This window comes from Prevotella sp. SGI.167, assembly GCF_050313615.1.
In the GTDB taxonomy this organism is placed as follows: Bacteria; Bacteroidota; Bacteroidia; order Bacteroidales; family Bacteroidaceae; genus Prevotella.
In genome coordinates, this window is sequence record NZ_JBNPLT010000008.1 from 57,608 (window position 1) to 70,106 (window position 12,499).

The following is a 12,499-nucleotide window of genomic DNA, read 5'->3' on the forward strand; positions in this document are numbered from 1 at the left end:
GTTTTCGTTGTTTTTATTCATTTTGGTTCAAGTTTTTCTTGTGTTCTCAAAATGATTTGTTAATTTTGCCATCGGAATAAGCAAAAAATGAATTAAACTTAAATAAGTTATTCACGACTATTTTTTAAACTTAAAAACAGATAGATTATGAAGAAATTTTTTACTCTTATCGCAGCTGTCGCTATGGCAGCAAGTATGAACGCTCAGGGCACTTATGCAGTGCAGGTGGGTGACAATGTGAAGGCTGGTGATAAGATTACATCAGTAGAAAACATCACTTTGACTTATATGGAAAATGCTGGTACAGCTTACGCTACAGCTAAGGCTACTAGTAACTGGGGTGACGCAGACTTCGTGGCTTATGTATCTGGTAAGAACAATGGTAAGTTGGTATCTGATGCTGAGCCAACAGGTTGTGTTTACAAGTTCGAGACCGCAAAGGCTGGTTCTCTAACAGTAGGTGTTCAGTTGAATGCTAATAAGGGTTTCCATATCCTGGATGCAGCTTTTGCTGAGGTTACTCCTGTTTCTTATAATTTGCCAAGTGCTAAGGACGGTGATTCTCAGACTTTCGCACAGAACGAAAAGGGCGAGAACATTGTTTCTGCAAAGTCTAATGGCGTTGTAAAAATCAATGTTGCTGAGGGTGGTACATACTATATTCTCGCTGCTGGTACAAAGTTGGGCTTCTATGGCTTCAAGTACGAGGTTGGCACATCAACAGGTATCTCTTCTATCGAGGCTACTTCTGCTCAGAATGGTAAGACATATAATCTCGCTGGTCAGCAGGTTTCTGACTCTTACAAGGGCTTGGTAATCAAGAACGGCAAGAAGTACGTAAAATAATCAAAAGAATATAAGATTTTAATTGACGAAATATCGTTAATCAATTTTTTTCATTGATTTAATAAAAATCGCCCGTGTCCAGTATTCGTTTACTGTAACACGGGCGTTATTTTTTGTTATTTTATTTAATAACCTTATCTGTTAATACCTTGCCATTTCTGTAAACCATCTTGCGGATGTTGATTCCAGTTTGTGGAGCAGAAAGGAGTGTTCCGCCGAGACTGTAGTAAGTCACTTTGACCAATTCGCCAGGATTGATAACCGGGTAATCGCTGATGCCTGTTGGATTCTTCCAGGCAGGATAATATTCATTCACAGCGTTAGTTGCGTTAGCATTACCAGTCTTCATGATGTCTTCGACCAGCGAATTGGCATAGACTTCCAGATTGGTATAGTAACCTTTCTCATCAAGAGAGTAGGTGAGAGCATCGCTCGCATCGTTCGGATTCAAGCCGTTTGCTGTCTCCCAATCGTCAGGGATTCCGTCATTGTCAGTGTCAAATCCCTTAGGACGACTACCGGTTGCGAAGGTCTTCTCTGTATAACCGTTTACGTCCGATACCTTATCTATAATGCCAGGCGACTGAGTGATGCTTCCCTTATACTGTGCCGTTCCCGTCTTGGCCTCTTCCATGTAGCGGGCATCAATCTCATCGCGAAAGAGTGAAGCTCCGGCGTTAGCCAATACTTTGCTGAAAGCTTCATCGGCTGTATGAGTTGTAATCACGCCCGTAGGAGCAGGAGCGTCCATCTTAATCTTGACGCAGGAAACTCCGTTGATGGTCTTATGTTCTACCGCATCACCATAAAGATTCTTCTTGTCGGCTGAATAAATCTCATTATTGTAAGTATAAGTACCCTTGTCATAGCTTACGCCCTTCCAGTCTTTGTTCTTTGTAACAGATCCTTTGGTGGTTTCTGTGGTGTTTCCATTGATAAAGTATCTGCTGGTCATTTCGTAGAACTCAGGATGGTTCTTGTCAGAATTACTGCTGGTTGATACGGTTACCAGGGTAATTCGCTCTTGGTTTCCTCTTTCCTTGCCTGTGCTTACATCTACCTTGATGCCGTTCTGGGTTGTACCTTTCAAACTCTGGCTAGGACCTGCCTTATAGTAATTGTTGACGATATTGATCTGTCCACCTCCAGGACCACCATAGCAGGTGCCTTGTGCATTATAGATGACGCTGTTGCGGAAATCTACATTCTCTGCCTGGACGGTGTTCTTCCACTTATAGGTGTCGTAATCCTTGTTGCTGGTGTATTCTGTCCATCCGTAACGGGCACCGTTGAAGCGGGGACCACGGTTCATCAGATGGCCCAGGAAGTTGTGGTGGAAGCTGGCTAGCTTTCCGCCCCAGATACCACCGTAGCCATGGGCACCCTTGGAATGTCCCGGATTGGTAAGACTCTCAGCAATGGTACACCACTGCATGGTGAAATTGTTGTTGTCGTAGAAGGAAGCCACCTCATCGATGCTCCAGCTGAAGGAACAGTGGTCGAAGATGATGCCTGTCTTGTTGCGCTGCCATGTAGCATCCGCTCCGTCATTGATGTCTTTTTCCTGACCTCGTCGCAAGCGGATGAATCGGATGATGCAGTTGTTTTCCGGGCGAACGGTGTAATATCTCAGGGTAATTCCTGGTGAAGGTGCTGTCTGTCCGAGGATGGTGGTATTGGCTCCGATGGTCAGATCGGAAGCCAGCGGAATGACGCCAGCCACATCGAAGACAATGATCTTCTTGCTGTTGCCACTCACTGCAGCACGAAAGGACCCGGCGCCCTTGTCGTTGAGGTTGGTAACGTGAATTACTTTACCGCCTCTACCGCCGGTAACATATCTGCCATGGCCCTCTGCGCCTGGGAAGGCTGGAGCTTGTGCAAAAGCAGCAGCACTGATGAGTGCTGCTGCCATGGTTGAGAATATTATCTTTTGCATTGTTATCTTGAAAAATGAATTATTTGTTCAATCCCTGCTGTTCCATTTCCAGGCTAGCCCAGATGAAAGGACCAACGCCCTTGGCATCGTTGTCGCGGATAGGCTCGCTCATGTAGTAGTTGAAGCTGCCATCGCGCTTGAAGTTTGGCTTCTTGACGTACGGACCAGGACCAGGGCCGAGACCACTTACTGAACAGCACTTGGTAAGACTGATGGTCTTGTCTGGGTTCACCTTGATGAACTGGTTCAGGATTCCGTTGTAAGCCTTTACACCGGCATCACGGTATTTCTCTGAGAGGTATCCCTTGCGGTAACCCTTGAGCAATACATAGGCAAACATGCTTGAAGCAGTACTCTCCAGATAGTTGCGAGGATCCTTGACGTCCATCACGTCATACCATACGCCTGTAGCCTTATCCTGGTATTTCACTACGCTAGCCATCGCCTTGTTCAAGAGCTTGATAACCTCATCGCGGCGAGCGTAATTCTCAGGCATTGCATCGAGACATTCGGTCATTGCCATTACATACCATCCCAAGGCTCTAGCCCAGGTATGCTGGCTCTTACCGTTCTCCTTGTCTGCCCAGAACTGCTCGTGAGTCTCATCCCAGGCATGCTTCCAGAGCTGGGTCTTCTCGTCGTAGGTGCGGAGGTCGGTCTTGATCATCTGGTCTACCGCATCGTTCAGATACTTCTCTGCCTTCTTGGGCTTCATGGTCTGTACGGCATAGTTGCAGTAGAAAGGCAAGCCCATGAAGATACCGTCGAGCCAAACCTGGTTGGCGTAGATAGCCTTGTGCCAGTAAACGCCTTCCTTGGTCCGAGGCTGGTTGACAAGCTGTTTGAAGAGAGTCTTCAAAGCTTTCTCAGTGCCCTTGGTAGGAGCAATGTTGTGCATACGGAGGATAAACTTGGCTGTTCGAACATTGTCGAGGTTGAAATCCTCATACTTGTAGCCGGTAATATTACCCTTTTCATCAATCATGGTCTTAGGATATTCCTTCAGATATTCGAGGATAGACTCATTGCCTTCCTTGTATGCTTCGTAAGTATCGAGCATACCTTCCATTTCGATGCCCATTACATAACTCCACTTTGGTTTCTTGCTGAAATCAAGGAGATAAGAATGAGGAACGCGCTTCATCTCGCTGTGGGTAAGCCACTCTGAATAGTTCTTGTATGGCTGCTCTCTTGCGTTGAGAACAAGAGAACCGTTGATGTAGAGGTTGTCGAACTTCACGTTGCGGGTCTTGCCTGTAATCTTGACTGGCTGCTTCTGTACACCGTCGAACTTACAGTTCTTGATGTTGATGTCGTAAACATTCTCTATAGCGTCACGGCCAATGATGAGAACACCATAGTTGCTCTTCTGGCAGGTAACGTCTTCGACATTCACATTGCGAACGGTTGGTTCGAAACCACGGTAGCAAGCTTCCTTAGACTCGTAATCGAGGTTGATTTTTACTACAGCTTCGCCACACTGACCTACCTTGATACGGCGCATGTTGATGTTCTGAATCAGTCCGCCACGGCAATTATTGGTCTTGATGCGGAGGATACGGTCCAGATGCGGAGAGTCCATCTCGCAGTCTTCAGCGTAGACATTCTCGCATCCGCCGGAAATCTCAGAGCCGATAACCACACCTCCGTGACCATCTTCCATCTTGCAGTTGCGGATGATGATGTTCTTGGAAGGCTGGTTCCAGAGACGACCGTCATTGTTGCGACCGCTCTTGATGGCGATGCAGTCATCACCAGTATGGAAGATACAGTTCTGGATGAGAACATTCTCGCATGCCTCAGGGTCGCAGCCGTCACCGTTAGGACCTTCGTTCCAGATGTAAACCCCATCTACGGTAATGTTCTTGCAGAGGAGAGGGTGGATAACCCAGAAAGGAGAGTTGATCATCTTGACATCCTTGATGAGGATGCGCTCGCTGCGAACGAAGTTGATGAGCTGAGGACGGAGCCCCTGACCCATACCGAACTTTCTTTCATCAAAGGCCACGCCGTCTTCAGCCTGCTTCAGCAGTTTGGAGCGTGAACCCAACTTCTGGCTTTCGGTGGTTACTCCAGCCTTGAATCCGAAGCGTGGATTTCCGTTCCACTGCCACCATGTGTCGTTGTTGCCGCCACCATCGATGGTACCTTTACCTGTAATGGCGATGTCTTTAGCCTGGTAAGCATAGATGCATGGAGAGTAGTTCCAGCAAGCCAAGCCTTCCCAAGAAGTGCGAACCAATGGATAGAGCTTTGGCTCGAAGGCAAAGCGGAGTGTAGCACCCTCTTCGATAACGAGATTGACTCCCGATTTCAATTCGATGGCTCCAGTGTTCCATGTTCCAGCAGGAATCACCACCTTGCCGCCTTTCTTGGATGCAAGTGAGATGGCACGGTTGATTGCCTTCTGGTTCTGTGCAGCAGAAGCCGTTGTCTTAGCGCCATACGATGTAATGGCGTAAACTTTTTCACTCAATTTTGGCTGTTGGATGCTCTGCTCAATACGCTTGTATTCTTCATCGTCCCATCCAGCTGCATAGGAACAGACAGGAACGAGTAAAGCCACCAACAAAGATTTCAGTAATTTGATCATTGTTTGCTTTTAGATTAAATTAATACTGTGTAAAGTAGTTTATATCACCTTGCAAAGATACATAATTTATTTATATAAACGTGTTTTCTATATGTTAAAAAAGTGTTTTTTATGAAAAATAACCGGTTTTTCTTTGTTAAATAAAAAATAATTGCTACCTTTGTAGCGATAATTAACATTTATAATACAAGAAATAAGGAGATAGCCTATAGATTGGACATTTACTTAATACAAAATAATTAAGAAAATGAGAATACTCGAAGAAATGACAGATGAGGAGTTGGCTTTGGCTTATGTCGAAGGCAACAACAAGGCTTTTGACCTTTTGCTTTCACGCAATGAGGTGAAGCTTTTCTCATATATTATGTTTGTGGTACATGATGAGCAATTGGCAAACGATATCTTTCAGGAAACATTTGTCAAGGCCATCGTCAAGTTGCAGAACCGTTTGTATTCCACAAGCGGTAAGTTCAGCTCTTGGCTCATGCGTATCGCTCATAATGTAATCATTGACGGCTATCGTGAACAGGGCCATTTCCGTATGATAGATCAGGGTGAGAACAACGACTTGTCCAGCCTTCGCGGTGATTCTATCCTTGATAGTTTTGCTGAGCGCGAAATGATTAGAAACCAGGTGTTGGATGATGTTCAGAAACTCATGATGTATCTGCCTGCCAATCAGCGTGAAGTGGTCTATATGCGATATTATCAGCAAATGTCTTTCAAGGAAATTGCCGAAACAACCAATGTCAGTATCAATACCAGTCTGGGCAGAATGCGCTATGCGCTCCTTAACCTGCGTCGTATGGCTAAGGAGCACCATATCTGCTTGCAGCTGGATTAGTCGTCCAGCTGTTTCAGTTCTTTCATTTCATGGATGACGGAGCATGGGTCTGTACTCTTGAATACATAACTTCCGCTCACCAGAACGTTGACTCCGGCTTTTACGAGTCGTGGAGCCGTTTCTGCTTGTACGCCACCGTCTACCTCTATGAGGGCATGGCTTCCGCATTCCTTGATCAGCTTGCGGAGGCGCTGAACCTTCTTGATGGTGTTTTCGATAAACTTCTGTCCTCCGAAGCCCGGGTTCACACTCATCAGAAGTACCATGTCTACATCACAGATGATATCTTCCAATACGCTTACGGGTGTGGAAGGATTCAGTGTGACACCCGCTTTCATTCCTGCAGCATGAATCTGCTGGATGGTACGGTGCAGGTGGGTGCAAGCCTCATAGTGAACGTTCATCATCATTGCGCCCGTCTTGGCAGTCTGTTCGATATACTGTTCCGGGTGAACAATCATGAAGTGAACATCCAGTGGTTTGGTGCAGACTTTGGCTACAGCTTCAAGGACAGGGAATCCGAAGGAAATGTTTGGTACGAAGACACCGTCCATAATGTCCATATGGAGCCAGTCTGCTTCACTCTTGTTGATCATTTCTACATCGCTCTTCAAGTCAATGAAATTGGCAGAGAGGATTGAAGGTGATATTATTGTTTTCATCTTTATTGAGATTGATGTTTTATGACCCTTGGGTCGTTTGAATTCTAGTTGACATAATACGCCTGCTGGGATTCATCTTTATCGAATGCCCGATAGGTGTATGCCAGCTTCTTGATGAAATAGATAGTCTTGGCAGACGGTCTCTTTTTTTCCGAAGTAAATAAATGCTTCATAGGCGTATTATTAAATGATTATTCTATTCTTAATTAATAACGATGTGCGTTTGGCTTTATTATATTTCCATGCATTTTTTTTCTCTATTTTTTTTCTTTTGCCTGCCTATTCGGTGCATTTTCTTCTATATATAATAAGGTATATGAAAACTTTTTATGTTGAAAAGTGTATGAAAAGTAACTTTTTTCTGTTAAATACCTAAATTTTCTGATAAATAATTTGTTATTTAAAAGAAAAAGTGTACTTTTGCAAACGAATAGTTATTGTGACTATGATAATAAAGTAAAAAAATAAAATACAATACAATTATGATGAATTCATTCGTATCTACAGCATGGTGGTGGCGTAACTCAAGATTTAAAAAGTCGTGAGTCGCGAACCCGTGTATGGATATGAATCCTAAGATACTAAGGGCCTGCCGTAACTTACGACAGGTCCTTTTTCTATATTCTAAAGTACTGTATCGTATTTTTCAGATAGTGAGTATTAATATAAAATAGATAAACAGATAGGAGATAATGATTATGGAAATGAAGAATATCTTGAACAGAATGTTGAATCATGAAGAGTTGACTCGTGAGGAAACCAAGGATATTATCATCGGTATTACAAAGAGCGAGTTTCCTGAGGAACAGATTACCGCTTTGCTTACTGGTTTGCAGATGCGTGGCGTTACGGTGGATGAGTTGCTCGGCTTCCGTGATGGTATTTTGGCTACTGGTGTACCTGCCGTCCTGGATTGCGACCGCTATATTGATGTTGTAGGTACAGGTGGCGACCGAAAGAATACTTTCAATATCTCAACCACTTCCTGCTTTGTGATTGCCGGTGCCGGTTATAAGGTGGCTAAGCATGGCAACTATGCAGCAACTTCCGTGAGTGGAGCTTCTAACGTGATCAAGAATCACGGTGTGCAGTTTACTGACGATATGGACAAGTTGAACCGCAGCATCAATGAGGCGGGTATTGTTTATCTCCATGCTCAGCTTTTTGCCAAGGCAATGAAGTTTGTGGGTCCTATCCGCAAGTCTTTGCAGTTCCCTACGGTGTTCAATCTCCTGGGTCCTTTGGTTAATCCTAGTCAGCCTAAATGTCAGCTCCTGGGTGTTGCCAATCTGGATCAGATGCGCCTTTACAATCAGGTTTTTCAGAAGATAGGTATTGATTTCGGAATCGTGAACAGCATTGACGGTTATGATGAGATTTCATTGACCAGCGATTTCAAGGTAACCACCAATAACTATGAAAAGATTTTCAAGCCACAGGATCTCGGTTTTGATTTGGCTAAACCGGAAGAGGTAAGAGGTGGAGCTACTGAGGAAGAAGCTAAGGATATCTTCGATGCAGTACTAGAAAACCGTGCGCTTCCTGCTCAGAAGAACATCGTTCTGGCTAATGCTGCCTTTGGAATCCAGGTGATGGAGAAGGGACTGAAGAGCATCGAGGAATGCGTGGAGATAGCTAGAGAAAGCATCGACTCCGGTAAGGCGCTAGCTACATTCAAGAAGTTCGTGGAGCTGAATAGAGACTAAAAACTGGGGGAATCCGATGGACTGGGGGGAATATCCGGTGGAATCGGATTCAACGGTGGCCCAGAGGGGGACTTGATTCCAGTTTCTGTTTTTCAGGGAGGATAGGTAATCATAAAGTTCAAGGTTAAAAGTTCAAAGTTGAAAAAATGGCTGATATATTAGAAGAGATAGTGGCACATAAGAGGATTGAGATAGAGCAGCGCAAGCGCTTTATCCAGCCTCGCCAGATGATAACCCTCACCGAGCAGAAGATGCAGGAGAATGGGGGAAAGGTGATGGGAGGAAGTATGAAGGAGGCGCTGGTGAATTCTGAGACAGGAATCATCGCCGAGTTCAAGCGCAAATCGCCAAGTAAGGGGTGGATCAAGGAGGAAGGCAAGCCTAGCATCATTCCTTTGAGCTACCAGAAGAATGGAGCTTCTGCCCTGAGTATCCTTACCGATATCGATTACTTCGGTGGTTATGATGAGTATATCCAGGAAGCGCGCCATGTGGGTGTTTCTATACCTATATTATATAAGAACTTCGTCATCGAGGAATATCAGCTCTTGCAGGCTAGATATTGCGGTGCTTCTGCTGTATTACTCATTGCGGCTTGCCTCAGTAAGGAAGAATGCAAGCGGCTGATGAACATGGCTCACCAGCTGGGGATGGAGGTGCTGCTGGAGATGCATAACGAGCGAGACTTCGAGTATGCGGAGCTGGAGCCGGATATGTATGGAATCAACAACCGCAACCTGGGTACCTTCGTTACGGATGTTGAGAATAGCTTCCGCTTGGCAGAGAAACTTCCGAAGAATGTATGCAGGGTGAGTGAGAGTGGAATCTCCAATCCGCTGACCGTTCGCCGATTAAGAGAAGAGGGCGGTTTCCGTGGCTTCCTGATGGGTGAACAGTTCATGAAGCAGGCTGACCCGGGAATTGCGCTTGCTGAATTCATTTCTAAATTATAGGATTTACGCAAGTTTTGCTCCCTACGCCCTGAACCAACGGTCACCGGCCGAAGGGAAAGGTAAAGGGCAGAAGTTCCTAGCTCAGGGCAACGCCCTGGGTATAGATAGCCGTCAGTAATGCGCCCTGTAAGGGCAAAAGCTTTAGAATCATAAATAATAATATAATGTTAGTAAAGGTTTGTGGAATGCGTGAACCTATGAATATAGAGCAGGTTGCGCAACTCGGCGTAGACATGATGGGATTCATTTTCTATCCTAAGTCTCCACGATATGTTAGCCAGGCGGTGGATCGCTCGGACTCTGACCGGAAGGTTTGCAGAGTGGGAGTTTTCGTGAATGATTCCATTCCGGATATGGTGGATAGGATTCTTTCCTTCTCCCTGAATGCGGTGCAACTGCATGGCGGCGAGAGCTGGGAAGTTTGCGAACAGCTGCGTGAAGCCAACGGGGAGATTAAGATAATCAAAGCCATCAGTGTTTCTGATGCCGGGGATATTCAGAAATATAAGGAGTATGTAGGCGCTGTTGACTACTTCCTTTTCGACACCAAATGTAAAACGGTGGGTGGAAGTGGTCAGCAGTTTGATTGGCAAGTTCTCGATGAATATGATGGCGATGTTCCATTCCTATTGAGTGGTGGCATTGGTCCGGAGGATGTTTCCCGCGTTCATTCTTTCCATCATCCAAAATGCGTTGGTATCGACCTCAACTCCAGGTTTGAGAAAGAATCGGGGGTAAAGGATGTGGAGAAACTTAGGAAATTCCTTTTAAAAGTAAAAAGGTAAAAAAGTAAAAAGGTAAAAAGGTAAAAAGGTAAAAAAGTAAAAAGGTAAAAAAGTAAAAAGGTAAAAAAGTAAAAAGATAAAAAGTTTAAAAAATGAACAAGATAAATGTATTATTTGCAAACAATAAAGACCGCAAGCTTTTGAGCTTGTATTTCTGTGCTGGCTGCCCAACCTTGGAAGGCACCGGCGATGTGATTAAGGCGATGGAACGTAAGGGCATCGACATGATTGAGGTAGGAATCCCTTTCAGCGATCCGTTGGCTGATGGTCCTGTGATTCAGAGCGCAGGAACCAAGGCCTTGAAGAACGGAATGACCGTGAAGAAGCTCTTCTGCCAGTTGAAGGCTATCAAGGATGAAGTCCAACTTCCATTGGTACTGATGGGTTATCTCAACCCTATCATGCACTATGGCATCGAGGAGTTCTTCAAGAGTTGCGTAGAGAGCGGAGTCAGCGGAACCATCATTCCTGATCTTCCTTTTGATGATTATCTGAAGGTGGTGAAGCCGATAGCAGACAAGTACGATATCCGTGTCATCATGATGATTACTCCGGAAACCAGCGAGGAGCGCATCCGCTTCATCGATGAGCATACCGATGGCTTCATCTATATGGTTAGTTCCGCCAGCATCACGGGTGCCCAGAGCAACTTCGGTGATGCCAAGCTCGCTTACTTCAACCATATCAACAGCATGAACCTCCGCAACCCACGCATGATCGGTTTCGGTATCAGCAACAAGCAGACCCTTACCAGTGCGCAGGATAACGCAGCCGGTGCCATCATTGGTAGCAAGTTCGTGACTTTGCTCAATGAAACCATGGATCCAGACAAAGCTCTGGATGAACTCTTCGAGGCACTCAAACATTAACATTGAACATTGAACTTTATGATATGCTGTCTTGGTAATCATAAAGTTCCAAGTTCAAAATTCAAAGTTCAAAATTCAAAGTTCAAAATTCAAAGTATTATGTATCAAGTTGACGATAAAGGATTTTTTGGAAAATTCGGAGGAGCTTACGTTCCTGAAATATTATATAAGTGTGTAACAGAACTCCAGCAGGCTTACAAGCCTATCATCGAGAGCGAGGAGTTCAAGAAAGAATACTATGCCCTGCTCAAGGATTACGTGGGCCGTCCTTCACCTCTCTATTATGCTAAGCGCATGAGCGAGAAGTATGGCTGCCAACTCTATCTGAAGCGTGAGGACCTGAACCATACCGGTGCACACAAAATCAATAACACCATTGGTCAGATTCTGATGGCAAAGAAGATGGGCAAGACCCGTATCATCGCCGAGACTGGTGCCGGACAGCATGGCGTTGCTACTGCCACCGTCTGCGCCCTGATGGATATGAAGTGCGAAATCTTCATGGGTGCCACCGATGTAGAGCGCCAGCATACCAACGTGGAACGTATGAAGATGCTGGGTGCCAAGGTAAACCCTGTTCGCACAGGTAATATGACCCTGAGCGATGCCTGCTCTGAGGCCATCCGCGACTGGTGCTGTCACCCACAGGATACCTTCTACATCGTAGGTTCCACCATGGGGCCGCATCCTTACCCAGATATTGTGGCAAAGATGCAGAGCGTCATCTCTGAGGAACTGAAATGGCAGTTGGAGGAGAAGATTGGTCGCGATTATCCTGATTACCTCATCGCCTGCGTGGGTGGCGGAAGCAATGCTGCAGGTACCATCTATCATTACATCGATGATGAGCGTGTTCAGATTTATCTGGCTGAGGCTGCCGGTCATGGCATCGATACCAACTATACCGCTGCCACCATGCATTGCGGAACAGAGGGAATCATCCACGGTGCCCGCACCCTGGTGATGCAGACAGAGGATGGTCAGATTGAGGAAGCCTTCACCATCAGTGCCGGTTTGGATTACCCAGGCATCGGACCTATGCACGCCGACCTTGCTACCCGTGGAAGAAGTCATGTGCTTGCCATCAAGGACGATGAGGCTATCTATGCCGGTTATGAGTTGACCCGCATGGAGGGTATCATCCCAGCCATCGAGAGCGCACATGCAGTGGCAGCCTTGAAGAAGATGAAGTTCAAGAAGGATGATGTCGTTGTCCTGACCGTTTCAGGCCGTGGCGACAAGGATGTGGAGACGTATTTGAGCCATAAGGAAATGGCAGGAGAATATGGCAATTTCTAAAGC

Annotated in this window: 11 protein-coding genes; 7 read left to right on the top strand and 4 right to left on the bottom strand. The window is 45.6% G+C overall.

Annotated features, from left to right (window positions below):
• The first annotated feature begins 147 nt into the window (after positions 1–147).
• Positions 148–846, top strand: a complete 699-nt coding sequence (locus ACQRBJ_RS06015) for a hypothetical protein (protein WP_153125030.1) — start codon at positions 148–150, stop codon at positions 844–846.
• 121 nt (positions 847–967) lie between these two features.
• Here ACQRBJ_RS06015 and ACQRBJ_RS06020 read toward each other — a convergent pair whose 3' ends face one another.
• Both ACQRBJ_RS06020 and ACQRBJ_RS06025 read right to left on the bottom strand, forming a co-directional pair.
• Complete coding sequence (locus ACQRBJ_RS06020; RefSeq protein WP_445303093.1) at positions 968–2,785, bottom strand: pectate lyase; 1,818 nt, start codon at positions 2,783–2,785, stop codon at positions 968–970.
• Between the two features lie 19 nt (positions 2,786–2,804).
• Positions 2,805–5,378 (bottom strand): glycoside hydrolase family 88 protein, encoded by a 2,574-nt coding sequence (locus ACQRBJ_RS06025; protein WP_445303094.1) that lies wholly within the window; start codon positions 5,376–5,378, stop codon positions 2,805–2,807.
• A gap of 247 nt (positions 5,379–5,625) precedes the next feature.
• Between ACQRBJ_RS06025 and ACQRBJ_RS06030 the strand changes: the two genes are divergently transcribed.
• On the top strand, positions 5,626–6,222 hold the full coding sequence (locus tag ACQRBJ_RS06030) for a sigma-70 family RNA polymerase sigma factor (protein ID WP_294969958.1): 597 nt from the start codon (positions 5,626–5,628) through the stop codon (positions 6,220–6,222).
• Here the strand turns inward: ACQRBJ_RS06030 and rpe are convergent.
• Complete coding sequence (gene rpe, locus ACQRBJ_RS06035; protein ID WP_294969955.1) at positions 6,219–6,884, bottom strand: ribulose-phosphate 3-epimerase; 666 nt, start codon at positions 6,882–6,884, stop codon at positions 6,219–6,221. The two genes, ACQRBJ_RS06030 and rpe, sit on opposite strands and share 4 nt — an antisense overlap.
• A 44-nt stretch (positions 6,885–6,928) precedes the next feature.
• The gene (locus ACQRBJ_RS06040) at positions 6,929–7,057 is read right to left on the bottom strand and encodes a hypothetical protein (protein WP_256620870.1); all 129 of its coding nucleotides are present in this window, start codon (positions 7,055–7,057) and stop codon (positions 6,929–6,931) included.
• Between the two features lie 525 nt (positions 7,058–7,582).
• Here ACQRBJ_RS06040 and trpD point away from each other — a divergent pair.
• The 5 genes from trpD (at position 7,583) to trpB (ending at position 12,496) form a co-directional block, all read left to right on the top strand.
• Positions 7,583–8,590, top strand: coding sequence for an anthranilate phosphoribosyltransferase (gene trpD, locus ACQRBJ_RS06045; protein ID WP_294969951.1), 1,008 nt, complete (start codon positions 7,583–7,585; stop codon positions 8,588–8,590).
• A 146-nt stretch (positions 8,591–8,736) separates the two neighbouring features.
• Entirely contained in the window at positions 8,737–9,543 is an 807-nt protein-coding gene (trpC, locus tag ACQRBJ_RS06050; RefSeq protein ID WP_218415677.1) for an indole-3-glycerol phosphate synthase TrpC, read from the top strand.
• A 164-nt stretch (positions 9,544–9,707) separates the two neighbouring features.
• Entirely contained in the window at positions 9,708–10,328 is a 621-nt protein-coding gene (locus ACQRBJ_RS06055; RefSeq protein ID WP_445303095.1) for a phosphoribosylanthranilate isomerase, read from the top strand.
• Positions 10,329–10,420: 92 nt separating this feature from the next.
• Positions 10,421–11,197 (top strand): tryptophan synthase subunit alpha, encoded by a 777-nt coding sequence (gene trpA / locus ACQRBJ_RS06060; RefSeq protein ID WP_445303096.1) that lies wholly within the window; start codon positions 10,421–10,423, stop codon positions 11,195–11,197.
• 99 nt (positions 11,198–11,296) lie between these two features.
• Positions 11,297–12,496: a tryptophan synthase subunit beta gene (trpB, locus tag ACQRBJ_RS06065; RefSeq protein ID WP_445303097.1), complete on the top strand. Its 1,200-nt coding sequence runs from the start codon at positions 11,297–11,299 to the stop codon at positions 12,494–12,496.
• The last annotated feature ends 3 nt before the right edge of the window (positions 12,497–12,499 follow it).

Bases quoted from the DNA above. Each gene is read 5' to 3' on its own strand.
- ACQRBJ_RS06015 (WP_153125030.1), top strand. From the start codon at position 148: ATGAAGAAATTTTTTACTCTTATCGCAGCTGTCGCTATGGCAGCAAGT.
- ACQRBJ_RS06020 (WP_445303093.1), bottom strand. From the start codon at position 2,785: ATGCAAAAGATAATATTCTCAACCATGGCAGCAGCACTCATCAGTGCT.
- ACQRBJ_RS06025 (WP_445303094.1), bottom strand. From the start codon at position 5,378: ATGATCAAATTACTGAAATCTTTGTTGGTGGCTTTACTCGTTCCTGTC.
- ACQRBJ_RS06030 (WP_294969958.1), top strand. From the start codon at position 5,626: ATGAGAATACTCGAAGAAATGACAGATGAGGAGTTGGCTTTGGCTTAT.
- rpe (WP_294969955.1), bottom strand. From the start codon at position 6,884: ATGAAAACAATAATATCACCTTCAATCCTCTCTGCCAATTTCATTGAC.
- ACQRBJ_RS06040 (WP_256620870.1), bottom strand. From the start codon at position 7,057: ATGAAGCATTTATTTACTTCGGAAAAAAAGAGACCGTCTGCCAAGACT.
- trpD (WP_294969951.1), top strand. From the start codon at position 7,583: ATGGAAATGAAGAATATCTTGAACAGAATGTTGAATCATGAAGAGTTG.
- trpC (WP_218415677.1), top strand. From the start codon at position 8,737: ATGGCTGATATATTAGAAGAGATAGTGGCACATAAGAGGATTGAGATA.
- ACQRBJ_RS06055 (WP_445303095.1), top strand. From the start codon at position 9,708: ATGTTAGTAAAGGTTTGTGGAATGCGTGAACCTATGAATATAGAGCAG.
- trpA (WP_445303096.1), top strand. From the start codon at position 10,421: ATGAACAAGATAAATGTATTATTTGCAAACAATAAAGACCGCAAGCTT.
- trpB (WP_445303097.1), top strand. From the start codon at position 11,297: ATGTATCAAGTTGACGATAAAGGATTTTTTGGAAAATTCGGAGGAGCT.